Annotated in this window: 20 protein-coding genes; 3 read left to right on the top strand and 17 right to left on the bottom strand. The window is 53.3% G+C overall.

The features are described 5' to 3' along the window. Window positions 1-49 precede the first annotated feature (49 nt). Complete coding sequence (locus J7I43_RS16530; RefSeq protein WP_209146959.1) at window positions 50-595, top strand: hypothetical protein; 546 nt, start codon at window positions 50-52, stop codon at window positions 593-595. Here the strand turns inward: J7I43_RS16530 and J7I43_RS16525 are convergent. From J7I43_RS16525 to J7I43_RS16515, 3 genes are all read right to left on the bottom strand, one after another. Further along, window positions 577-2,001: a sigma-54-dependent transcriptional regulator gene (locus J7I43_RS16525; protein WP_209146958.1), complete on the bottom strand. Its 1,425-nt coding sequence runs from the start codon at window positions 1,999-2,001 to the stop codon at window positions 577-579. The genes J7I43_RS16530 and J7I43_RS16525 overlap by 19 nt on opposite strands. Next, a complete protein-coding gene (locus tag J7I43_RS16520; RefSeq protein WP_209146957.1) occupies window positions 1,976-4,444 on the bottom strand; it encodes a sensor histidine kinase in 2,469 nt (822 codons plus the stop codon). The genes J7I43_RS16525 and J7I43_RS16520 overlap by 26 nt, the downstream gene beginning before the upstream one ends. A 266-nt stretch (window positions 4,445-4,710) precedes the next feature. Then, window positions 4,711-5,151, bottom strand: coding sequence for a YqgE/AlgH family protein (locus J7I43_RS16515; RefSeq protein WP_209146956.1), 441 nt, complete (start codon window positions 5,149-5,151; stop codon window positions 4,711-4,713). A 359-nt stretch (window positions 5,152-5,510) separates the two neighbouring features. Here J7I43_RS16515 and J7I43_RS16510 point away from each other — a divergent pair, with 359 nt between their 5' ends. Together J7I43_RS16510 and J7I43_RS16505 are read left to right on the top strand one after the other, a co-directional pair. After that, entirely contained in the window at window positions 5,511-5,759 is a 249-nt protein-coding gene (locus J7I43_RS16510; RefSeq protein ID WP_209146955.1) for a hypothetical protein, read from the top strand. A gap of 84 nt (window positions 5,760-5,843) precedes the next feature. Beyond that, the gene (locus tag J7I43_RS16505) at window positions 5,844-7,286 is read left to right on the top strand and encodes a hypothetical protein (RefSeq protein ID WP_209146954.1); all 1,443 of its coding nucleotides are present in this window, start codon (window positions 5,844-5,846) and stop codon (window positions 7,284-7,286) included. Here J7I43_RS16505 and J7I43_RS16500 read toward each other — a convergent pair. The 14 genes from J7I43_RS16500 to J7I43_RS16435 all read right to left on the bottom strand — a co-directional run bounded on the left by J7I43_RS16500 (window position 7,283) and on the right by J7I43_RS16435 (window position 23,790). Then, complete coding sequence (locus J7I43_RS16500; RefSeq protein ID WP_209146953.1) at window positions 7,283-11,041, bottom strand: hypothetical protein; 3,759 nt, start codon at window positions 11,039-11,041, stop codon at window positions 7,283-7,285. The genes J7I43_RS16505 and J7I43_RS16500 overlap by 4 nt on opposite strands. 10 nt (window positions 11,042-11,051) lie before the next feature. Further along, window positions 11,052-12,158, bottom strand: coding sequence for an AI-2E family transporter (locus tag J7I43_RS16495; RefSeq protein ID WP_209146952.1), 1,107 nt, complete (start codon window positions 12,156-12,158; stop codon window positions 11,052-11,054). Window positions 12,159-12,195: 37 nt separating this feature from the next. Then, window positions 12,196-13,014, bottom strand: a complete 819-nt coding sequence (locus tag J7I43_RS16490) for an RNA polymerase sigma factor (RefSeq protein ID WP_209146951.1) — start codon at window positions 13,012-13,014, stop codon at window positions 12,196-12,198. Between the two features lie 5 nt (window positions 13,015-13,019). Beyond that, window positions 13,020-13,823 (bottom strand): SDR family NAD(P)-dependent oxidoreductase, encoded by an 804-nt coding sequence (locus tag J7I43_RS16485; protein WP_209146950.1) that lies wholly within the window; start codon window positions 13,821-13,823, stop codon window positions 13,020-13,022. 793 nt (window positions 13,824-14,616) lie between these two features. After that, window positions 14,617-15,393: a hypothetical protein gene (locus tag J7I43_RS16480; RefSeq protein WP_209146949.1), complete on the bottom strand. Its 777-nt coding sequence runs from the start codon at window positions 15,391-15,393 to the stop codon at window positions 14,617-14,619. A gap of 22 nt (window positions 15,394-15,415) precedes the next feature. Then, window positions 15,416-16,225 (bottom strand): PoNe immunity protein domain-containing protein, encoded by an 810-nt coding sequence (locus J7I43_RS16475; protein ID WP_209146948.1) that lies wholly within the window; start codon window positions 16,223-16,225, stop codon window positions 15,416-15,418. Between the two features lie 14 nt (window positions 16,226-16,239). Next, window positions 16,240-17,571: a PAAR-like protein gene (locus J7I43_RS16470; RefSeq protein ID WP_209146947.1), complete on the bottom strand. Its 1,332-nt coding sequence runs from the start codon at window positions 17,569-17,571 to the stop codon at window positions 16,240-16,242. A gap of 20 nt (window positions 17,572-17,591) precedes the next feature. Further along, on the bottom strand, window positions 17,592-18,479 hold the full coding sequence (locus J7I43_RS16465) for a hypothetical protein (protein WP_209146946.1): 888 nt from the start codon (window positions 18,477-18,479) through the stop codon (window positions 17,592-17,594). Between the two features lie 5 nt (window positions 18,480-18,484). Continuing rightward, window positions 18,485-20,305 carry a type VI secretion system Vgr family protein gene (locus J7I43_RS16460; protein WP_209146945.1) on the bottom strand — a complete coding sequence of 607 codons (1,821 nt, stop codon included), beginning with the start codon at window positions 20,303-20,305 and terminating at the stop codon, window positions 18,485-18,487. A 30-nt stretch (window positions 20,306-20,335) separates the two neighbouring features. Further along, entirely contained in the window at window positions 20,336-21,124 is a 789-nt protein-coding gene (locus J7I43_RS16455) for a hypothetical protein (RefSeq protein WP_209146944.1), read from the bottom strand. Window positions 21,125-21,126: 2 nt separating this feature from the next. Then, window positions 21,127-22,038 carry a hypothetical protein gene (locus J7I43_RS16450; protein ID WP_209146943.1) on the bottom strand — a complete coding sequence of 304 codons (912 nt, stop codon included), beginning with the start codon at window positions 22,036-22,038 and terminating at the stop codon, window positions 21,127-21,129. A 69-nt stretch (window positions 22,039-22,107) separates the two neighbouring features. Beyond that, complete coding sequence (gene tssD, locus J7I43_RS16445) at window positions 22,108-22,500, bottom strand: type VI secretion system tube protein TssD (RefSeq protein ID WP_209146942.1); 393 nt, start codon at window positions 22,498-22,500, stop codon at window positions 22,108-22,110. A 131-nt stretch (window positions 22,501-22,631) separates the two neighbouring features. Next, window positions 22,632-23,033 (bottom strand): type VI secretion system tube protein TssD, encoded by a 402-nt coding sequence (gene tssD / locus J7I43_RS16440; protein WP_209146941.1) that lies wholly within the window; start codon window positions 23,031-23,033, stop codon window positions 22,632-22,634. A gap of 187 nt (window positions 23,034-23,220) precedes the next feature. After that, window positions 23,221-23,790: an NAD(P)H-dependent oxidoreductase gene (locus J7I43_RS16435; protein WP_209146940.1), complete on the bottom strand. Its 570-nt coding sequence runs from the start codon at window positions 23,788-23,790 to the stop codon at window positions 23,221-23,223. Window positions 23,791-23,817: the final 27 nt, after the last annotated feature.

The raw sequence follows: 23,817 nt of genomic DNA, 5'->3' as shown, positions 1-23,817 counted from the left end.
GCATTACTCATGGCATGTGCTTTGAAAACACCACGCAAAACATATTGGCATGGATACAAAATTTATTTCACGAAAAGGGAACGAAACCAAAACGCGGGAAAGCGCGGGCGGTATTTATTATTTCAACCGGCAGATCGCGGACGAGGGCAGTCTTTGCCCGGAAGAGAACATTATTGTAGCGATCATGGAAGGCGGGTTTATTTTTCATCACGAATCGGCGGCTTTCGAAACAAAAGCGCCCCAGCTCGTTTTCCTGCGGCAGAACACTTTAGTGAAATACCAGGCCCTTTCGAACCAGCCATCGTTTTTGCTGTTCGTTCTGAAAAAAGATATCGTGGAGGAATTTGTGCGGTCCGCGCCGCTGACGTCGGCCCGCCGGCGGCAGCCTGAGACGGTATTGGTGCATGAGCCTTCGCAGGATGTAAGCGAATACATCGCTTCCGTGACCGCCTGTTTTTCCGGCGATACGGGCATCCTGGCGCACGTGGAAAGGGCGAACCTGCTCGGGTTGCTGTATTGCCTTAGTTTCAACGCGCAGAACCATCCCCTGCTGGAACAGGCGGCAGGCGTACGGGCTTACACCGTGCCGTTGTAATCATGTTTTTTAATGCCCAGCCTTTTGATCTTCGATTCAAGCGTGCTGGGTGCAAGGCCGAGGAACTGCGCGGCGCCGTTGCTGCCGCTGATCTTCCCGTTACATTTTTTGAGCACGCGCAGGATATATTCCCGCTCATAGGCCTGCCAGGTTTTTATTTCCTCGTCTTCGGCGGAAGGCGCCTGTTCCGCCGCAACCTGCTTTTGCGGCTGCGCATGCCCGCCGAAATACAGCGAAGGATCGGTTTCACCGGGGCCTATCAATACCATTCTCCTGATCACGTTCTCCAATTCCCGGATATTGCCCGGCCACTGATACGTTTCGAGCATATGGCCCAGCTCCGGCGGCAGCGCAAAGGGCGCCCGGCCTTCCTGCGCGCAGAACACGTCTATGAAATGTTTCGCCAGCAAAAGAATATCATCTTTCCGCTCCCGCAGCGAAGGCACGTATATGGGAAATACATTGAGCCGGTAATAAAGATCGAGCCGGAAGCGGCCCGCTCCCACTTCTTTTTCAAGATCGCGGTTGGTGGCTGCAATGAAACGCACGTCGAGCTTCAGCGTTTCTTTTCCGCCGATGCGCTCTATTTCCTTTTCCTGCAGGGCGCGCAATAATTTTACCTGCGCGCTCACGGGCAATTCGCCGATCTCGTCCATAAAAAGCGTGCCCTTTTCTGCTTGCTCGAACTTCCCGATCATGCGGCTGGCCGCGCCGGTGAACGCGCCTTTTTCGTGGCCGAACAATATGGATTCGATCAGGGTAGCCGGCAACGCCGCGCAATTCACGGTAACGAAAGGCCGGTCTTTCCGGGGAGACATCTCATGCACCGCCCTGGCGATCCTTTCTTTTCCTGTGCCGCTTTCGCCCAAGATCAATACCGACGTAACGGAAGGCCCCACGATACGCACATGGTCTAGCACCTGCCGCAGCGAAGGGTTTTTCCCGACAATACCACAGATGGCTTCCGATCCGGCAGGGTTCCCCATGGCAGCGGATTTCGGCGCAGGCGGCTGTTTCCGCATCATGGCTTCGAGGCCGTGCTCGTGCTGGTAGATGGCAATCTCCAGCATCACCAGCACGTCTCTTTCGCGGAAAGGTTTTACGAGAAAACCATATGGGCTCGTTTTTTTGGCCGCTTCGAGCGTAGCCGGATCGGAGTTGGCGGAAATAAACAGGAAGGGTATATCCCGCTGCCTCAGTGCCGTCGCCAGGTCGATGCCCGTTTGCGGGCCTTTGAGAAAAATGTCGATCAGCACGAACTCCGGTTGTTCTTCCGCGACTATGTCCAGCGCATCGGTTACAGACTTCGCCGTGCCGCACACTTTATACCCCGCTTTCAACAGGATGCGCTCAAGATTTTTGGCTTCGATAAATTCATCTTCAACTATGAGTAGCTTCTTCTTCATATTGCTTAATTGACGGTTCTTGCCCGGCGTAATGTTTCGTAAGTGCTGGTCTTGGTTTGAAAAGGATGGTCGCCACCGTTCCTTCTCCGCCGGAAACGATCCGCACCGTTCCGTCGATGTCTTCCGTTAAACCGCGCACCAGCTTCATTCCCAACCCTTCTTCCTTTATACCGGCTGCGGGAGGAAGCCCTCTGCCGTTGTCGGTTATTTCGAGCATCGCGGTGTCTTTACCGGCCATGGAAAGGGAAACGCTGATCGTATTGTGGCCGGTTTTGCCCGGAAACGCGTGTTTGATAGCATTGGTGACCACTTCGTTGATGATGATGCCGATAGGCACGGCCTGGGAAATATCCAGCTCAACGGGCTGCGCTTCGGTCTGGAAATGGATCTGCCCGCGCGTCTGGAACGCTTCTTCGAGATAATATACCAGTTCCGGCAAATAAACGCTCATGTTCACCGACGACATATTATCCGCCTGGTAAAGTTTCTGGTGCAGCAGCGACGTGGCGAAGATCCTGTTCTGGCTGGACTGGATGGCGGCCAGCGGATCGTTGCTGAGATAATCCGTTTGCAGTTCCAAAAGGCTCACAATAGTTTGCAGGCTGTTCTTCACGCGGTGGTGCACTTCTTTGAGCAGCCATTGTTTTTCGTCCACCAGCTGTTCCAGCGCCACGTTTTTTTGTTCGATGATGCGCGCGTTCTTCTTTTTTACGCGGTACTGGTTGTACAACAGCCCTGCGATCACCGCCAGCAGCGCAAACCCGGCCAGTATGATGTTCCTCGTCTGCTCCGCCCGCTGCAGCGCCGATTCCCGCATCAATCCATCGTGTTTCAGCAGCATGATGTCCTGGTCTTTTTTCGCGGTTTCGTACCGGATGTCGAGCTCTTCCATTTTGAAACGCTGGTTCATATTCTGCGCTGAATCGTAATACAGTTTGTATAATTTGTAATTCGCCAGCGCACCGCTGTAATTGCCGTCGATGGAATCCAGCTGGCTGAGGTAATCATAACTGGAACGGAGCACGAAAGTGTATTCTTTATTGAGGCTGTACTGCAACGACTTTTCCACGAACCTCCGCGCTTTTGCATATTGTTTTCGTTCGAAATAAAAACGCCCTGCCTGCAGGTTGTACCACGCAAGGTCCGAGTGGCTGTGCTCAGCCGGAAAATTTTTGATGCCATCTGCCACATGCCCGAAATATTTCTCCGCTTCGTCGTTGTAGCCCAATTGTTCGTTGAGAAACCCCAACGTTATGTTCAGCTGCAATTTGTCGTGCTCGGATTGCGGCGGATATTTGGCTGCAATGTTCTTGACCGTGGCGATGGTTACTTCCGGCGTATACCTGTTGCCGATCACATACGACCAGCTTAAAAAGTTCTTGTACCAGAATAATTGCGGTTCCACATGCCGCCTTAACATACCCTTTTCATAATACGTAAGCGCACGCTCGTTTTCGTCGAAAAAGCGGTAGGTATCACCCATGCGGTGACAGGCCAGGCTGTAGATCAGCGAATCGCCGGTACCCGCAATATTAGCCATGCAGCTGTCTGTATAACCGATACCGCCCATAAAATCGCCGGCGATATTCTTCATGTAAGACATTACATAATAAGTGTCCATCACATGCCGGTAACCGGCTGCTTTTTCCAGGGCGAGCACTTCGTCCAGTTTGACCTTGGCTTTTCTCCAGTCGGTGACGAAATAGGCCGTCACGATATCGGACATTACCTCGATGGCGTTTTCTTTCAGTCCGAGCTGCCGGTAATCCGCATAAGCCCTTTCCAGGTTTTTCACCCGGTTGGAATCCGTGAACGGTAAGTGAAGCGCCAGCTCATGGAACGCCTGGGCTTTCCGCTGGCTGCGTTCCTGCTTTGCGAAGCTGTTTACGATGGAAGTGAAACATTTTACGCTGCCCGCCTGATCTCCTTGCTGGTAGCGCAATTCCCCTTCCAGGGCATCACATTCCGTTTGCCATTTTCCTGTTTCGGGAGCCGGCAGCGGCGTTTTGCGGGCCGCGGCGATGAAGGCAGCTGTGCTGTCCAGGTGAGCGGGGCGGGCGCCGGGTTGATGCAGGTAATAAATAGCCAGTTCCAGCAAGAGGCGCACCCGTTTCTCCCCGTTCGAACGGTCTGCCGCGGCGGCCACGGCGGGCGCCTGCCTTTGGTCCAGCCATTTCATTTCTTCACGGATACCCGCGTCGTAGATCATTTCGTCGTAGGGAAACTGGCGGCTGAAGCTGTAATATCTGCAGGTATATAACACGCAGCTGTCCTGGTCCCACTCGCCCTGGTGCACCATGTACAGGAACCGGCCGATGTTTCTCGCCAGCAAACGCTTCTGTGCGCCGTTGTAATTCTGAAGGGTTTCGCTTAACCGTGTTTGTGCATTTGCCATGGACAAAACACACAACAGGACCGCGCAGGAAAACAGTCGCTTTGACATACAGTATTTTTTAAAGAGCGGCCGGATGGAATGTCCACGCGATACATGCCCTGACCGGCAGAGGTTACCCGGCAGCCGGGAGAATTGAGGTTACGTGTCTATGTATGTACTAATGAATATGCCTTGGCAGCTTGAACAGTCTTACAAAGATAATATAAAACCGGGTTTAATCCACCTCATATAAAAAGCGGATGCCTGCGTGTACCTGCCGGCAACCTGAACAATTCTTACAAGATAATGCAAAACTGGGTTTTATCCACCCCGTATCAAAACAGGTTACCGTTCGCGGTTGCCGTCCAGCTGCCTTCCGCGATTTCCGTTTCCAGCTCGCCTGCGTCCCAGCCGCAATACCCGATAAACAGCCTGATATCTTTTTCCGCGAGGGTTTTGTTATTCAAATGCACGAGGGCCTGGCTGAAATCCCCGCCCAGGTGAATATCCCCGGTCACCGGCGTTCCGCCTTCGACCAGGTCGGGGCGGCGGTGCAGGAAAAAAAGATGTTCCCGGTCTACAGGCCCGCCGTCGTACAACGGGAAAGCTACGCCCCCGCTGAATTCGGCCAGTTCGTTCAGTTTTCGCGGGAACGGCCTGTTGATCACAAAACCCATCGCGCCTTTTTCGTTGTGCTCCGCGATAAAGATGCTTGCTTTCGCAAAAAAATCGCTGTCGAGCTGTACGGTGCTGTGGAGGAAGATGCCGGCTTTCATGGAAAAATTAATGCTGGAAAGGTTTTACAAACATGGCTTTGCTGCCTTTAAGTTCCCGTTGCTCCCTGGGACTGCCGTGCTCATTTTTTGCGCCCGTCGGTTCATGCATTTTCATATTCGTCTATGGTTCATCAATAAAGCTGCCAAGTTAATAAAAAAATGACGCTTCCCATCGAATCGGGATGCAAATCCCGCCATGCTATAAGCTATCTTCTTTTGCCGTATTCGTTTCACCTATGCAATCCTAAAACTAAACAGCAGGTAACATCCGGTAACAGCCTACGAACACTTCGTGGCCGCCCTCCTGGAAGACTGATCCATGCCGCAGGAAATGCCTACCTTTATAAAAAAATAAGGACATGGACACCAGAGAAACCCTCGCACCCGGCGGCAGCTTCTACGGTAAAGTAATGGAGCTCTACCAAAACAAACAGGAAGCGAGCATCCTGTATGAAGACAACGGCGTTACCCGCGCCAACGGCATCATTACTTCCGTGTTTGAAAAAGACAACAAACACTGGATGCAGCTGAACGGAAACCTGGACGTGGCGATCGATTCGCTATACGCGCTCAACGGCACTTTCACTTCCGATTATTCGGAGTGCTAACTGTCTCTATTCACATTTTTTGTCAGATTGAAAATGACTGTCGCCAGCCCCGGCGTACAGCAGTTCAATTTTTTGTTAACGCCTATGAGGATATCCTGCTTACTACCATTGCTCCTGACCCTGCTGCCGGCAAGGCTTTCCGCGCAAGACGCGAATTACTGGTCGTCCAGTTACGGGCCTGCTGGTTACTTTATGCCTGGCTCGGTGATCTCCCAGAACCGGGACAGCGGCGTGATGTTCTACAATCCCGCATTGCTCGTGAACACGGCTACCAGCACCACTTCCATCAGCGGTACCATTTACCAATACCAGTCCCTCGTTTATCCTGACGGTATCGGAACGGGCCTCCGCCTTAAATCGCAGGGAGCCAGCATTATTCCCATGGTGGCTTCCCGCGCCGTGCCTGTTAAAAAGAAACTGCCTTTCACCCTTGCGTTTGCCATCGTGCACAACCCGGTGATCGATTACGGTGTTACGCAGCAGAAAGACGTGGTGCAGGACGTGCTGGACAATTCGTACAGTCCCGGGCCGGAAACTTTCATCGGTCAATACAAGGCCGCCAACCGGATAGACCAAACGGCCGTACAGCTGGGCGCAGGCTGGCGGGCCGGAAAAAAATTATCGCTGGGCATTACGGCGGAAGGCGTCGTGCAGCGGCAATCGTTCACCGTTGATTATATCGCCCGGGCCATGATGAATCCCGCCGGGCCAGATACCCTGCTGGCGCCGATCACTACCGTTTCCGAAGACTATACCGCTTCTTACTGGCAGGTGGGTTTACGGGCCAAACTGGGCATGGCCTGGGAAATCGCCCGCAATCATCATGCGGGACTGGTATTCACCACACCTGTTCTGAAAACTGCAGGCAAAGGCACGGCCATCTCCAACGTGCAGATAAGCAACCTGTATCTTACGCCCGCCGCCGGCCTCAACCTGCTGGCCAGCTCCCGGCAGGCCAAACTGCCCAGCCACTGGAAAAACCCGCTGAGTATCGCCGCCGGTTATACGTATATGCATCGGAAGGGACAATTGTACGTCGCTGCGGAATATTTCGCGGCCATCAAAGCCCACAGCGTGCTGCAACCCAGGCCTGCGGCATTTATCCGGCCGGATACGGGCAGCAATGCCACGTCCGCGGAATTTCTGCAGCTGAAGGACGAACGCAGCGCGGTGATCAATTGCGGCATCGGGGCGAGTTATCTCGTAGCGGAAGATCTTACGCTGTTCGCTTCACTGCGCACGGATTTTTCTTATGCGCGCAAAAACAGGCGGGCGCTAACCGAAGGTTATAACATCTACATCACCAACTGGGACCTTTACCACATGCAGCTCGGCGCCAACATGCGGCGAAAGCGTTACAACCTGCGCACCGGGCTGATGCTGACTTACGGGGGCACGAATAATTATCCGCAAACGATCAACTTCGATCACCCGAACGAAGACAATTTCCTGCTCGGCGATCCCGGCGTTACGCCCGGGCGCACTTTACAGGCCGGCGTGCTGGTTTCGTATATCCATAACTTTTAGGGAATAACGGCCAGTGGCGGAAGGGAATATTGCTGCCGGTATTTGTTATATTTCTTGCGGTAAGCGCGGTTGCGCCGCAAACCGAGCGACGACATCACGCCGTTTTTCTGGACGACGATCCAATAATTGAAGATAAACTTCTCCTGGTTTCGCTCCGCGAAAATAAAAGACGGGCGCGATACCCGCGAAGGCAGCAGCAGGTTGGCCAAACCGGTTTTCAGCGCGGGAAGCGGCCGCCATTTACCGGGATGCCGTTTATCGCCGATACGCAGGCGCAGGTCGTGATAATAAAACTGCATTTGGCCGTAAGCCGCGTATTTGTTGCCATCCCAGCGGCTTAGCACGGTGTCTATTTTTCCTTTCGTGATCTTTACATTTCCCTTCGGCATTGCCTGGCGGCCCAGTTGGGGCAGGCTCAGGGGCGATATGTGGAGGCTGGCGGTGAAGCCGGAAAGACTGTCGCCGTAGGATTCGCGGTATACGAGTTGTTGTATGCTGCCGTTGAAAACCCTGCCGGATGCGATCACCAGCAGTGAATCGCCGCCGTTGAAACGGTTGCCCAGGCGGAAGATGGCACCCTGCACGTCCGTTATCGGCATTTCGTTCCAGTGGTCTGTTTTGGCGGGGCGTTCCGCGTAAACGATCGTGCTGTTGGAAATAGAGATGGTATCCACTTTGAATGGCAGGCCGATCTTCGATACCAGCTTCGTCGGCATTTCTTTTTCGATCCCGTGCTGCAAAGGCATGTGTTTGTCTCTCGATACTGTCATTTTCAGATGTTCCAGCGAAAGTTTCGGGATATACAGCGGCCCTGTTTGTGAAGGGTTGAAGCCTGAAATGCCCAGCTCTCCTTCTTCCACGGTGATATAATCCTGTTGCCATTTTTCGGCGCTGAATGTTTCGTCGCGGCTGCGTTGCGGGCGCATAAAAATATGCTGTAAGAGGAAGCGGTTATCCGTCCAGGCAAAATTATCCGCGCCGGCATTCATTTTCCCGTTACTGAAATGAACTTTTCCTCCTTTCACCGATAAAAGCGGCACCAGCTTTTTCCAGTCAAAGGAATTATTTTTTCCAAACCTGATGGTAAGCGGCGCCAGCGACCCTTGCAGCTTTTCAGCGGCAATGGCGGCGCTGTCTTTCTTATAACGCAATTCCCCGCCGGACCAGGCCAGCTGTTGCAGAGCAAATTCAATTTCTTCCCCGACATTCCCCTTCGACACATCCAGCACAAAAAACGGCAAGCCCAGCATCATTTGCCCACGGCGTACTACGCTTTCCCGCAGCGTTATCTTTGCGGGCTGAAAAGCAATACCATTCTTATTTCCATGGATCTGCCCAATATCGACCTGCGCGCGCGTATCGAGTTTCAGCGTATCTTTTTCACCCGCCGCAGACAATGCCACCCGGGCATCGTTAACGCGCAGTTTATCGACCTGCAGGTCGAATGGCAGATGAATGCCTTTAAACGGAGAACCGGGGCCGGGTTTCCGTTTCATCACCCATTGCACGACCGGTCCATCTACCTGCAGCCCGGGCACATACAAATTGCTGAAACCGGTGGAATGGAGTGGTAACTGAAACCTGCATTGCCGCGAGAAAAACTTTATTGACCGGTCGGTTGAAACAAACCCGACACTGTCCAGGGTGCTGCTTCCATTGGTGGTGATGTGCCCGGCGCCGGTTTCAAACGTAAAACCGGGTTTTACCATCTGCATCCCGTGAATCTTTAACCGCACAGACCTCCAGGTAAAAAAATGTTGATCCGTTCGCAGTTGTTCGATCAGCAGGTCCCCGCCGTTTACGATCATCCTGCCATCGGGCGTTGTTTGCCATACGTGCGCCTCTCCCGCTTCCAGTTTTCCCACCCTGATGACGGGCAGTTCGCGGCGTGGTTTTTCATGTTTTGTTTTTCCGTCCGTTTTTGCAACGACCAATATGCTGCCCGCACGGAAATAATCCACCTGGATGTCCCGCGTTTGCTGGTACACGTCCCAATCGAACACTTCCCAATAAACATTCTGCGCCAGCAGCATCGAGCCGTTGGGAAGTCGTATTTCCGTTCGTTTGCTCCAGCTGCGGCGCCCCACGCCATCGAAACGGTAATCTTCCGACCGGATCTTCATGCCGCGCGCGGTCAGTTCCAGATTGCCGACGCGCAGGTCGGGAATGGAATGTTTGATATCGACGAGCGAATCGCTAAGGAAAAGTTTATTCAAAAGAATATGCGCGTTGATCTTTTTCACCGAAAGCGCCGTTCCTTTTTCGCCGCCGGCTTTGTAGCCAAGCTCACCGTTCCGTAAGCGGAAATGTTCCACGTTCACCATTTCCCGGATGCCATGCAGCGTCTGGTAAAAAATATCGAGGTTTTTGGACGGGCGCAGCGGCGAGGCTGTCGCGGCTTTTCGACCGGGCTTCATAGCCTGGCGGTGCTGCGTGATCACGGGATCGAGCAATTCGGCTTCGTCCGCTTTAAGATGTTTGCGCATCAGCGCTTCAAAGTCCACGTTTTTCAGTTTCAGGGCGGGCGCGGTGGCAGACACCGTTTTGTCTGCATGATTTTTTTCCGTAGGGCTGTAGGTTACGCCGGAAAAGAGGATGCCGTCTTTCTGTATTTTAAATTCGTCAATGCGCATCTGGTAAAGACTGTCCCGCGAATAAAATACCATTTGCCGGAGGTCCATCCTCACGCTGTCTATCGTCAGCGGCCGCGGCACTTTCGGGTCTACGCGCAGGTTGTAGATGCGGAGATTGCTGTTTCGGCTGGCGGCCTGCCGGCCTTGCAGGTGCACGTCCGCGTTCACGACGTTGATAAATCCTACCTGCATAAAACCGAAAGGCATGCGGCTGCCCGCCAGCAGCGTATCCTGCCCGGGCTTGCCGTGTTTGCCGGGCGGCACGGTCAGCACCGGGTTCAGGCAGTTGAGCGTATCGATCAGCAGGCGGTTGTGCTGGTAAACGGCGGGCAGGTGGCGGGAATTAAAAAACACCTGTTCCGCCCGGAGATGCAGGCCGGGGTTGCCTGCGGAATCGTGTTCCCGGTAATCGATGCTGTCCACTTCCAGGCGCTGGCCTTTGCTGTCGAACCGCAGCGCGTTAAAACTCAATTCCTGCTTGCGTTTCGGCAACACCCAACGCTGGCGGCCGAGTGAAAGCACCACCCTGTCTGACCCGAAAAGATGATCGTCTGCATTATTGACGCCGGTAAAATTTTTAACGTACAGGTTGATATCGTTCACATGCAGTACGGTAGTGTCTTGCACGATATAATCGTAAGACGCGCCGCGCATGCTGAAGGTACGGGCGTTGAAATGGGTGAGCGTCTTTTCCAGGATATGCAGGATGTCCGACCCTTTGAATGCCGCGCGCGGCGTGCCGGTTGAAGATTTCCGCCGGATGTTCATTTTTACCTGCGGGTTGATAAAAGCCATGCTGTCTACGATCATTTTTCGGTCAAGCAGCAGGTTTTTCCAGGACGCGAGGGAAAAATACAGTTCGGGGATGATGATCTGATAGGCAGACGCATCGTTTTCCGGGCTTACACAGCGCACGGAAGATGTTTTCAGCCTGATGGCCCTTTTATCGAGCGATATTTCGGCGCTGCCCGCATTGAACTCGTACCGGCCTTTTGTTTGCATTTTCACCGCGTACCTTAGGCTTTCCTTGAAGCGGAAGGTGATCAGATAATAGAACAGACCGGCACATAAAAGTATGCCGGCCGTTACGAAGATCAATATACGTTTGAGGGCCTTCTTCAAAACAAATACTTTATATAAACTCCCCCGCGCCCGGTTCCGCAGCGGGTTTCATGGTCATGCTCCGGCGTTCGAGCCAGGAATTGAACAGGGTATAAAAGAGGGCGAGAATGATCGCGCCTTTGAACATGCCGGTAAAACCCCAGGCCGCGAGGCCGCCCACCACGCCGATGAACAGCACGAGAAAAGGCAGCTTGCCGCCGCTTTTCGCGATCAGGACGGGCTTGAGCACTGCGTCTATCAGCATCACGAACAAACCGTATATCGCGGCAAAGATCGCTGTGCCGGTATGCCCGTCCACCGCCAGTATGATCACCAGCGGCAGCCATACCAGCAGCGGCCCGACCTGTATGAGCACGAGGAAAAACACCAGCGCGCACAGCAATATTTTAAAATGCAATCCCGCGAACACAAACCCGATCCATGAAATAAAAGCGGCGACGAAAGCCGTGCCCATCACACCGATGGAAACGCCTTTGATCGCGTGCGTGGCGGCATCCAGCAGCAACAGGCCGTCGCGGCGGCCGAGCAAATGCTGCAATGTGGTTTTGACGGGGCGCATCACTTTATCGCCGCCTGCCAGCAGGATCGCGGAGATGACGATGCCAAGAACGAACTGCAAAGCAGTACCCAGCACGCCGGCGCTGCCGGTCACGATGCGGTGCAACACCAGCCGTATCTGGGTTTCGTAGCCCATCAGCGCTTCCTGCGGGTTTTCCTGGAGATGTTTCCAGAAGTCTTCCATACCGGAGCCGACAAACGGCAGGCCCGTGAGCGTTTCCGGTAAAGGCGGCAGACCTTTGGTCTGGATGTCCGCATATGCCTGGATCACGTCTTTTATATGTCTGCCCATTGCGCTCACGATGTACACCACGGGCAGCGCAACGATAATGATAAGTACGATGGCGTAAAGCGTAGACGCGAGTTTGCGTCTTTGCCCCATGGCATTTGCAAGCCTTTCGTACGGCGTGGCAAAGGAAACGGAAAAGATCAGCGCGAAGGTGAAAACGCCGAAGAACACCTTTAACACGTCGTACAACGCAAAAAGCAGGGCCAGCAACAATAACAGCACCAGGATGGTTTCGATGATGCTGCGCGAATTGGGGAGGTTAAGGCGCATACGGTAAGGATTCTTAATTAAATATAATGAATCCGGCTCATTTCTCCCCTATCGCTTCGCGCGTCAGCTTCATGGCCAGCTCGTGCAGCTCTGTGCCGGAAGCCTTCAGCGGGTCGATTGTTTTTATGAGCAGCGTTCGCAGCGCGAACAATTCTTCGCGGTTATATTTTTTGGAACCTTTGCTCAGTTCCAGTTTCATCAGTTCCTGCCGGTGATCCAGCCGGGGATTAAAAAAACCGTTCAACTCGCTGCATTGGTGGCACACGCCGTTTTTGCCGATCAGCGCGCAACGGTTATCGAAGATCTGCATCATGTCTTTACGCGCGTCGTTGAGCAGGTGTTTCACCACGCCCTGCGTTTTGCCAAGGATCATGGCAATCTCCCGGACGGAGAAATCGTAAATATCTTTCAGGATCAGCGCCACCTGGTTTTCGACGGGCAGCGATTTGGACATGCAGGTGAAGCAGAAATCGATATGCTCGCGAATCTCGAAAGCCCCGGCTACGGAGTTTTGCCGCACGTCCAGCAAGGCCTCGCGGGCTTTGCTGCTGGCGGAAATGTACGCAGTGGTTTGCTCTTGGTTGTCTGCCTGCCAGCGTTTGCGTTTCCCGAGGTGATCGTATGCGAGGTGGGTGCCGATGCGGAACACCCAGGTTTTTAGCGACGAATCGGCTTTAAAAGTGCCGATTGACGTATATGCTTTGATGAAAGTATCGTGCGTGAGATCATCCACATCGTTCCTGTCTGCCAGCAAGCGGTAGAGGTACGATTTCAGCTGCGGCTGAAACTCCGCGAACAGCGACTGAAAAGCGTTGATATCGCCCTGCATGGCTTTTTTTAATACATCTTCTTCCATGGTCATCAGATTACGTCCGTTCTACCGCAATCGGCGTCTACGATATGACTGTTAAAGGTAACGCCATTCTCCGAAACGAGGAAGGCGGCCACTTCGCCTATTTGTTTGAGGGAAGGGCCGGTTTGCAGCAGCAGGGCTTCTTTGCTGCGGGCGATGAAGTCCGGTAGCGGGATGCCGAGTTTTGCAGCGGTGGCTATGGCGGTTTCCCGCATGATCTTCGTTTCGGCGATAGCGCCGGTGTTCAGGCAGATCACTTTAATGCCGAAGCGGCCGAGCTCTGCCGCCATGGCCCTGGTAAGTCCTTCGATAGCAGTACAGGCAGCGGCGACGCCCGATTTGAAAGGCAATTTCATGCGGGATACGCCGGCGCTGAGCGTGAGCACGGTTCCCTGCGATTGGGTTTTGATCATATATCTTGCCGCTATGCGGGAAGTAAGGAACTGCGAGCCGCAGGGTACTTCGATCGCGTTCAGGAATTCCGTGTAGGCGATCTCGGTAACGGGTTTACCGGAACCATTCTCCGACAGTTTGGGCCAGATGCCATTGAAAACGATATCGAGCCGGCCGTTCTCCGCAACGATCTTTCCGAGGTATTTGTCGATCTCCTCTTCGTTGAGGGCGTTCACTTTGGCGGCCTTGGCCCAGCCTCCGGCGTCGTGTATGCGGGCCGCGAGTTGCTTAACAGGTTCAGGATCGAGCGCGGAAAGGTATACTTTGGCGCCATGCTGCGCGAAAGCGCCGGCGATTGCCCCGGCAATGTCTCCGCTGGCGGCGAATACTACTGCTACTTTGTTTTCCAGGATGTTCATAATGGTGTTTTAGGGTTTAGACGGATGGGAGGAGGAAAACGGTCGGAAATTTTTAGTTTAGGGATATTGGGGCGCCTGGCTTGGCATAGAAAATGGATATTTTCAGCCAGAAACTGCATGCATACGGGTTGATCTTGCCCTGATTTAGGTTAACACCGCTTGTCAGGAAATCCCGTTATCGGTTTACAATGTTCATTGGGCCAGCACCATTAACGGGGTGTGACTGGCTGCCGGCAAAGGTGGTCTCTCCACAAGCATATTCCCGGGTAAAAGCGTTCCCTCCGTAGTGCTACGGTAGGGTAAAAGCGTTCCCTCCGTAATGATACCGTAGCAGGACCGTAGTAAACCGGTAAAAATATCCCGGATTGTCTTCAACTGAAAAAACTTTACAGTATGGCAGGTTTATCCTGCATAAGCGTTACAGGTTACTTTTTGATCCTGTTATGGCTTTACAGCGGGGTCAATAATACGGAATCTGACCTTGATGCACCTGTTGTGGTGTTCTCAGTCCGCAACTCATGTGTATCCTGACCTGATTGTAGCGATGGATAGCCTGATGAGTAATGGCCACCGCGTGGCCATAATCGCGGAAAGTCGTATCCAACCCAAGCTCTGTCTTCTCCTTGTGGCGAGGGTTACTTACTATGCCTTGCAGGCGTCGTTCTCCTGCCCCGCCAGGGCCAATCGGGAGAAATGGCTCAAATAGCCCCTGAGACGGCCTATCCAATAATGGGCACGCTTTGACGCATCGAGCCCAAACGGCTTTCGTGCACGGAACTACGAGACTGCCGGCTCAAACCTGCTTCCCTTCGGCCTTCTGCATTTGGTTGCCCCACTTTTCCACCAGCAGGAAACCTTTGATGCTAATGTAGATCACGGGCGCGAATAACAAAGCGATCAAAATATGCTGCCAGAAATGGGGGAACAACGAGAACAGGTAAAACAGGCCGCCCACCATCAGCAGGCTGATCGCGCCCCAAACGTAATTCAGCGCTTTGATCTTCCCGGGCGTTTTTACGTCCGATCCCGGAGGGCGATAGTCCCGGGCTTGCGGGAAGCCGCGGTAACCGGCTGAAATCGAAGCAAAAGCCTTATCGCTTGTGCCATCCCATCCCGTGGTATCGGACAATGTGCTTTCGAACACGGCCTGGCGCTGCGCCACTTTCCTGTAAAACCCCGCGAGACTGTCCAGGAACTCGTCAGGATTATTGTAAAAGCCGGCTATCTGCACAAGATCCACGAGCAGCGTATTGTCTTCGCTGGGCTGGAGCCGGATATAGGCCGTCCATTCGTCGTAATACGGAAGTAGACCGGGGTATGCCTGCGCGATGTAATCCCGGTTGCGGCCGGCATTTTCCAGCGCAGTGTCTTTATCTATCTTGATATCGGTATCCGTTTCAACGTCTTCGCTTCCGGGCTGGTAGGCTTTGCGGTATTTCCCGCGAATGCCTTCGATATCCGCTTCGCTGAGTAGCAGCAGCCAGAAATGCGCGAGGGAATTATTTCCTTCAAACAGGATCTCCTGCGGTTTTCCAGGCTTATTAATGATAAGATATGATCGGTTTCCCATGTATCAGGCGGAATATTAAATGCTAGAATTGCCACCATTTCTTTTTAGCGGTCTTTTCCTCGTCCGGGCCTTTGGCGCCGGGTGCGGGCGGCAGGTCTGCCGGGCCGGTTGCGCCCGGCGGGTCGCCGTGGAGCATGTCGTACGGATAATACGGGCTCGTTTTGAGCTTCGAATCGTCCAGCTGCATCACCTTGGCGATGGCCGCACTTTCAAAGCTCCAGTAGCCGATGTAGGTGTTATCGGATTTTTTATGGGAATTATATTCATCTTCCAGGTTGTTCCGGGTATAATAGAATTTCTGAAGATATTCATACATACCATCAGCGGCATCCGCTTTGTTCGATTGCGTTATTTCCTTCAACTTTAAACAGCCCGCGTCTTCCGGCCAAAGCAGTTCCTCAGTTTGTTTGTAACCGGGTATGGCGTAACGCACCAGGAAACTCATGAGATAATCATGATACCCTACCCCGGCGAGCTTATTGCCCAGCCGTTCCAGCGCATCCCTGGTATCCAGCAGAACGCCCATGGCAACCATGCTCAGCAGCTGCGAATAGATCAGCCCGCCGCCGTCTGAGTAGTCGTCGTCCGGCTTGATGCAAAGCGTATAAAAATCCAGCATTTCCCTGCAGGGGGCAACGAGGTCTTTCACCAGTACGCCGCGCGAATATGCCAAGGAAATATAGATGCCCAGCCCGTCGGCCATGGCGTAATATTCCATGTAATAGGGCTGCGGTTTTGCCAGCAATTCCTTCTTTTTAACATCCAGTGTCGCTTTCAGCCTGTTTGTCGATTCCTGAAAATACCTTTCGTCTTTGAAATGATCTCTGAACATATCTTATAAATTATTTAAAACAAACCTCCTATCCAGCCGCCGATACTACTACCCGCAATGCCGCCGATGATGCCCCCGACGACACCGCCAACAATAACCCCTACCGGGCCTCCAAGCGCTCCCACGGCAGCGCCGATCTTTGCGCCCACCAGCGCCCCGCCGAGCGCCCCCACCGCGGAACCGGTGGCTTCTTTCGTTTTTTCCCCGAAATGCCCTTCCTCCTGGTAAGCCGAATATACATTGTACCCTTCCATCACAATTCCCACCACAATGGCACCCCGGCCCACTACCTTGCCCACCTTGCTGACGGTGGACGCGTTCCGCACCAGGAAATTATTTGCAGCGCTTACGGCTTTGTTGCCCTGGATGCTGGTTGAAATGCCGTTGATCGCATTCGCGGCCCTGGAGCTGCCTCTCACCACGTTCGCCGGTTCCAGCGTTACTTTGTTCCCCACCTTACCGGTATTGTCCACTTCGTGATAGTTAATTTTTCCATCGGGTTCCACTCCCGCGGCCAGCCGCTTCAATGACGGATCATTGGTGTTCACCTTGTCCAGCACGCGGGCGGCGTCGTCTGGCGGCAACGATTGCTGCACCCGGCTGGTGCCATGATGCTGGCCTTTAGACAACCATTGATCGCCCAATTGTTTGCCGCTTCTTTTGGTGCCCGCCAGCTTCGGCTTCCCGCCGCGCGTAGCGAACTTTCCGTCAGAAACAATGTCTGTAGTGCCTTTCGGGTCTTTCGCACCAATATCCAGGCCATTCTGGCCGCTGCCCATGTCCGTGGAATTGATCACATATCCCTTCGCCTTCAAATCCAGCTTCACTCTTTCTTCCCCGTACATGCGTTTGAAATCTCCCTTGCTCGCGGCGATCTCGTCTATCGTCTTACCCCGAAAATATTCTTTTTCTATGTCTTTTAGCGTTTGAGCGCCCCCGGCAAAATTCTGACCGAGATAGTTGGCCCCGTTGTTCATGCCGAAACCCAAACCGGTCAACGCATCGGCGCCCGTTCCTCCACCGGAGGGCGCATCAAAATCAACCTTTACTTTACCGCCTTGTTTACAAAGCAGGCAGGCGTCTTCAAAGACGAGTTTGTAGCCGTTCACCTTTACGCCTTCATTGCATTTGTCCCAATAAATAGGATCGGGTTTGCAGGAACCCCCTGTTACCGAACAGGAGCCCATGGGGAAAATATTTTCACCGGGCACCATGTCCATTTCGCTTGCGAGGTTCTCCCCGTAGATGCGGGTATTGTTGTGATGGGTCACTGCCAGGCGCGAGGGAGCACTGCCTTTGTCGCAGGTGAGCCAGCTGTTTGCAGGAATATATTTTTTCGAGCCCATGTTTTACAAATTTTGACCGGTCAGGCGGCCGCTTCGGCCTGGAACAACTTTTCGGGCTGAAGCGCCTCGTTTTCCGGCACCTGCGCCAGCGTGTGCGCGGCCACGATGCTGTACCAGTCGGATACTTTTGTTTCGAGGAACAGCTCCGCCTTCGTCAGCCAATGTTCCCCGTTATATTCATAATGCTCTTCCAGGTCGGCCTCCAGCGATGCGTTGATATTAAACACGCCCGTCAGGTCTTTCAGCATCCGCGCAAACGATTTGCGGTCGAACCGCGCGGCATCCAGCAGGGCCCTGTTTTCAAGACTGTAGCGGTGCCGGTGCAGTTCATATTCCTCCTTCCAGCGGGATTCCATCAGCAGCGGCAGGTCTATCGCGCCGAAATACGTTTTCAGCACAAACGGCGCCCGTACCAGCGGCTTTTTTTCCGCGTAATTGTCCTGGAAAAAGAACCGCCAGGCGCTGTACCCTTCAAACGCCCGCAGGAAACGCGCCTTGTCTTTCAACAGCTTGTCCGTTTCGGCGATCATGTTATCCGCGCTTTCTTTGAGGTGTTTATATTTTTTTTGCATCCGCGCAGCGAAAAAACCTGTCCATTTCTGATGCAGCGTGGAAAAATTCCGGATGTCTTTCAGCCGGCCGTTGTTGTCCAGCACCAGTTCCAGCGGCGATTGCAGCTCGTCCATATCCGCCGCCCAATCGTGTATGCGAACGGTGCCTTCCATTTGTTGCGCCACCAGCGTGTATTCCAGCACCAGTTCCGTTTCATTCCGCTCCAGCGCCCGCAGTTTCACGAGCTTGTGCTGTACGAACTGCATCATATGCGAGCCGATCGCCGTTCTGTTGGCGCTGGTGATGTGATAATGTACGTAGGAGCCGGGCGACGGCCTGTCGAGATTAAATTCCATACCGCCTAACATTGATTGATCTCCACTTCGTTCGCAAAAATGTTGGCGATGGTGCCGCCGCTGGCCGTGAATTTTTCCGTCGCGGTGAACGTCATTTCTTTGGAATCCAGCTTGCACAAACCGGCAGATGAATTGATCTCCACATCTTTGGCGGTGGCCGTCAGGGAAATGTTTTCCGTATCCGCGGTGCCGGAAATGCTCTTTTTAGCGCTGAAGACGATGGTCCCTTCGCCCCCGCCCTGCTCGCCGGGCTGCGCATTGATGGCGATACTATTGCTGGAATTGACGATAAAATCTTTTGTATTGATCGTGAACTTCTGCGGCGCGTCCAGCGTAACGGAGCCGTCTCCGTGCATGGTGAGCACGTTGCCGCTGGGGTCTTTCACGGTCACGCTGCCATTGCTGTCGTCCAGCGTAACGGTGGAGCCGCTGCGCGTACTGAGGCTTTTGACCGAATTGGACGCCCCGCCGCCGCTGCCGTTGTTGCCGTGGTATACACTGCCCAGCACGATCGGCCGGGCGATGTTGCCTTCTTCAAAAGCTACAACTACCTGGTCGCCCTTTTCGGGCACAAAGGTGAAGCCCCTGTTTTTGCTCACTTTCTCGGAGCTGCCCGCATTAGGCGATACCACCCGCAGCCATTCGCTGGCGTCGTTGCAGTTGCATTCCCATTTGAATTTCACTTTCACCCGCCCCTGCCCTTTCGGGTCTTCATTATCTTCCACCATGGCGAGCTGCATGTCCGCCAGCGGCTTATCGTATTCCCTTACGGGCACCTTCTCCGAATCGGCGAGGATGGCTTCGAATGTGTGATAATAATGCCCTACGCCGTCCAGGTGATGATACACGCCCGTTACCAGGAAACGGCCCAGCTGCTGCACCGTAAAGCTCAGCGCTTCTTTTACGCTCATGCTCACATCTACGATCTTGCCCAGGCCTACCTCGGGATTGTCGCCGCTGGCCGTAACCTGCAACAGGTCTGCCATATGGGATTTCTCTTCGTTCTGCACGTAGGTATCGATCTCCTTTTTCGAATCGATGCGCACCTGCAGCGGTTGCGAGTAGATCTTGCTGTAAAGCTCGTTGGATGCGTTCACGGCATGCGCCAGGTCGGGCTGACCGCCGGGGGCCGCTTTGGCTTCGGATTTAAAAAGCTGGTCTTCCTTCGGGTTGTAGGCGAATTTGCGGCTTTTCAGCGGCGCCACCTGCATGGCATACTGGAGACTGTGCAGATCGCGGCCGTAGACCAGTTTCACTTCCTCCTGTTCGTCCGGCTTGCCGAAATGCAATTTCACGCCGTCGTAATAAAACCATTCGTGATATTCCGCCGAGAGACGGTTCAGGAACTCGTAATCGCTTTCGCGGTACTGGATCAGGTAATCCACCGGTTCTTTCCGGGAGGGGTTGAGCTGGATGTTCAGATCGTTCTCCGGCGCGTCTTCCGTGGCTTTGCGTATCACGGATGCCAGGTCTTTATTGAGATACGAACCCAGGTCAGGCCCGCGGTCGATCAGGATGCTGGGGCTGTACCCGCTCACGATCAGCGTGCCGTGATAGCCATGACTTTGGGAAAGCTCCACCCGCGTTACCTTGCCGGTAAAAAGCTGCTCTTTCCCGGGCACATTCCCGAATTGCACGTTGATGCTTTTGCCCATAAAACTGCGCGACTTATCCAGCGAAATAATGCCGGGCGCGCCCATTTCATCGTGATTAAAACGCAGCTCAAAATAATGATGCGCGTTGAACCGCTGTTCCAGCGTAAAGGATGAAAAATGAAGGATTGGCGTATCCTCTATATTGATCTGTACATTCAGTTTTCCTTCCATCGGTTAACACTTTTGCTTGATTGTAAAAGATCAGCCTTTTACAGGCCATTTGGCATAGTAGCCGATCACCTTGTACCGGCCTTTCACGCGGCCGAAAACGAAGGCGAAATAATTTTCGGCATTCCCGTTCGTTTCCGGGTATTGCATGTATACTTCATACATTTTCGAGGCTTTGTCCGTACACTTCCGCAACGCTTTGTAATAATCTTCGGGGCTGGAGGCGTCGATCTCGGACAGCTGGTTTTCCCTGGCTTTGGGCAACAAACGAAGCACATCCCGGTTAAAGATATTTTCCCGGTAACTGTTGAACTCCTGCCGGCTTACCTTCCCGGATTCCCTGTCGATGTTCATGTCTTTCAGGTCCTGGTTCGTCCACTGCTGCGCGGTTTGGAGCGGGAAATACAGCAGGTTCACCAGTTGCCCGGGATTGTTCTGCTGCACGGCTTTCTGAAAAGCGGTGAAAAAACTGCGGAACTGCTGCTCGTCCGGGTCGGTGGACGGCAGTTTTACCGGGGAGACCGACTGCGTTGCGGGAGTTACGCTGCTTGTGGAGGACGTTGCGCTACCCGGCGCAGGCTGCCCGCTGCCCGGGGGAGACGGCGTGCCGGTGGCCGATGATTGTGCAATTGCCGTATTCGCCGAAGACTGTGTTCCGCCGGACGAATCCGTTGCTGACATTTGCACAGCGGCGACTGCGGACTGCGGGCTCTTTTCGGCAACGGCGGAACTGCCCTGCGGCGGGCGTGAATTGTGACAGGCCTGCGTGCCGGTATACAGGCCGCAGCATATCAATGTAATGTATAAACGCGATCGTATCATATTCAGAACCTTGGAATATAGATCAGGCCTCTCTCTTCCATCCGTTTGAGCACCACGGCGGCGCCCATTTGCTGGGAAACCGCTTCCGGGTCGTACTTCCCGTCTTTCACATATTTTCCTTTCGTGTAGTGATTGGAAAAACTCCAGAGATAAGGCGTATTGATCTTTTTATATTTAAAATACCCGAAGCCGTTATAAGCCTCCAGTTTGCGGAGGATCAGCGGCAGTATCCATTGCCGCACCTTGTCGAAGTTCATAAAACGCAACGCGTCCACCGCGCTTTCTTCAAAAGTGAACGGCGGCGGATGCCCCACTTTCGGCCTCCCCGACGGCACCTGCACGGTGTAACCGGTGAGCGGGTCGCCGTTATGAAGATGTTTGTTAAAGTTGAAGCTGCACTCCAGGTAATGTACGCATGCGATAAAAAACCACGGGATGCGGCCGGAAGTAAGCGATAAAAAATCGGGCGGCGCATTGCTGAAACCGAGTGCAAAAGGATTACTCCTTTTGGCGGAATTGCCCAGGCCGGAAAGCCCCGGCAAACGGAACGGCTGAAACGACAGGTCTGGCGCCTGTATATCCTCCGCGCCAACAAAGCTTCTCGCATACCGCAATGGCTGGAACACGGGCGCACTGGCTGCCGGCGCGATGCCGGGAAGACCGAAGTTCACGGTCGGCCCCTGCACAAGTCGGGCGATCTGCTCGTACCGCACGCGGTTGGCAAGCACTTTTTCATCGATCACTTTATCTACCTGCGCCACCTTTTCGGCGGTGATCACGCAGGTATCGAACAGGTTGAGATATTCCAGGTCAGACGGCGTGGACGGCACCGCGGCCTTTGCACGCGCCTTCGCTTTGATCTTCGGCCTGCTTTTGGGTTGAACAGTGGTTGAAATATGTTTTTTCTTCTTCATTGTTCCGAAGGAAAAGGGTGTGCTGCCCGGAAAAGGCAACACACCGCTGATAAGTGTTACGGGTAATGACTATTTCGGCCAGTCGTTCACATGCTCCGCATTGCCCAGTTTGAGGCTTTGCGCGGAGATCACGAAACTGAGGGTCATCGGGTGATTGCCCACCACGTTGATGCCTTCGTTATATTGAATGATATAACCGTTACTGAAAAACAGCTCCTTCATTTTCGCGTCTTCATCGGTTTTTTTGATGATGACCTTGCCGGAGAAGGGCTTGAACTGGCTGTTCACCATCGACTCGATCACGGAAGTATCCTCGGTCGATTCCACTTCAACATGGATAGTTCCCCCGTAAACGCCGGATGAAGGACGGCCTTTGGCGTCCACATCGCGGTTGAGCGAAAAGCTGCATTGCAGTACGTCATATTCCTTGCTGCCCAGTTGCAGCGTTGCTTTAAATGCCATAATGTTTAAAATTTACTGCTGAAAAAAATGGTTCGTTTTCACCGGCCTTCAAACGCAACCACGCTTCGCATACAAACATGCGAACGCGGATGGGTCATTTGAGATCAAGGCAGGGAAAATCAGGAGGGAGACTAGGCTTTTCCATCAGGCCAGTCGTTCACGTGCTCGGCACTGCCCAGCTTCATTTTGCGGGCGGAGATCGTGAATTTGAGTTTCATCGGGTCGGCGCCGATCACGTTGAGGCCTTCCGTGTATTTGACGATGTAAGCACCTTCAAATGTCACTTCTTTCATCTTCGCGTCTTCTTCTGTTTTTTTGATAAGCACAGTGCCGGAGAAAGGCTTGTACTGGCTGTTCACCATCGCTTCGATGATGGACGTGTCTTCAGTGGATTCGACTTCCACGTCGATGGTGCCGCCGTAAACGCCTGAGGAAGGGCGGCCCTTGTGGTCTACATCCCTGTTGAGGGTGTAACTGCAGCTCAGTACGTCGTACTGCTTACCTGCCATGTTTAATCTTGCATTGAATGCCATGTTAATTAAAATTTATAGGTCAACGAAAAAAAAATGAATATGGTTACTATAACGGGTTCGTATGGTTTCCTTTTCTATGGCAGTATCTGAGCTATCAGTCAGCGGTTCTTCCGAGTTCCAAACAATATATCTGTTGACTTAAAAATAAACTAAAATTCTTTCAGCAAGCGTTTCAGCGCGTTAAATTTTACATGAATTTTTGACCGAAAGCATGCATTTTCCCGATCCATTTTTTTGCATAATCATTCTCCGGCGAATGCACGAAACCGATCGTGCATGTGCGCACCGGCATGATCCTGCAACGCTCCATCACATTCCTTTTAATGGAATGATAGGTCGGCTGCTTCGTTTGCTGCCATTCCCGCCAGCTGTCTTCATCCAGCACCGACACGATGCGCGCCGATTTACCCGGGTACCAGCCCGGGCCCGACGACGGCCCGGTCGAAACGCCCTGCGGCGGCAGAAAAAGACGGTCAAAAAAACCGGACAGTTTCGCCGGGATCGAATCATGGTTCACCGTGCAAAACAACACCAGGTGCGTCGCCCAGCGTATCTTTTCCAGCGCGGCCTGCAAGTCCGGCTCAAGCGGCGTGATCTGGTTGGAGAATTGTTTATTGCTGTTGAACTTGAGATCCATGATAAACAACTCCTTCACCGTCGCTCCCGCTTCCTCCGCGCCCTTCCGGTACGCCTTTGCAAATTCATGATTGATGCCCGCCTTGTCTGCATCTCCATGTAATATTAACAGCTGCTTCATGTTATACCTGCAAATATAACATTCGGC

This window comes from Chitinophaga chungangae (assembly GCF_017742215.1).
In the GTDB taxonomy this organism is placed as follows: domain Bacteria; phylum Bacteroidota; class Bacteroidia; order Chitinophagales; family Chitinophagaceae; genus Chitinophaga; species Chitinophaga chungangae.
The sequence above is the reverse complement of the archived record's forward strand: the minus strand, read 5'-3'. Positions and strand labels throughout refer to the sequence as shown.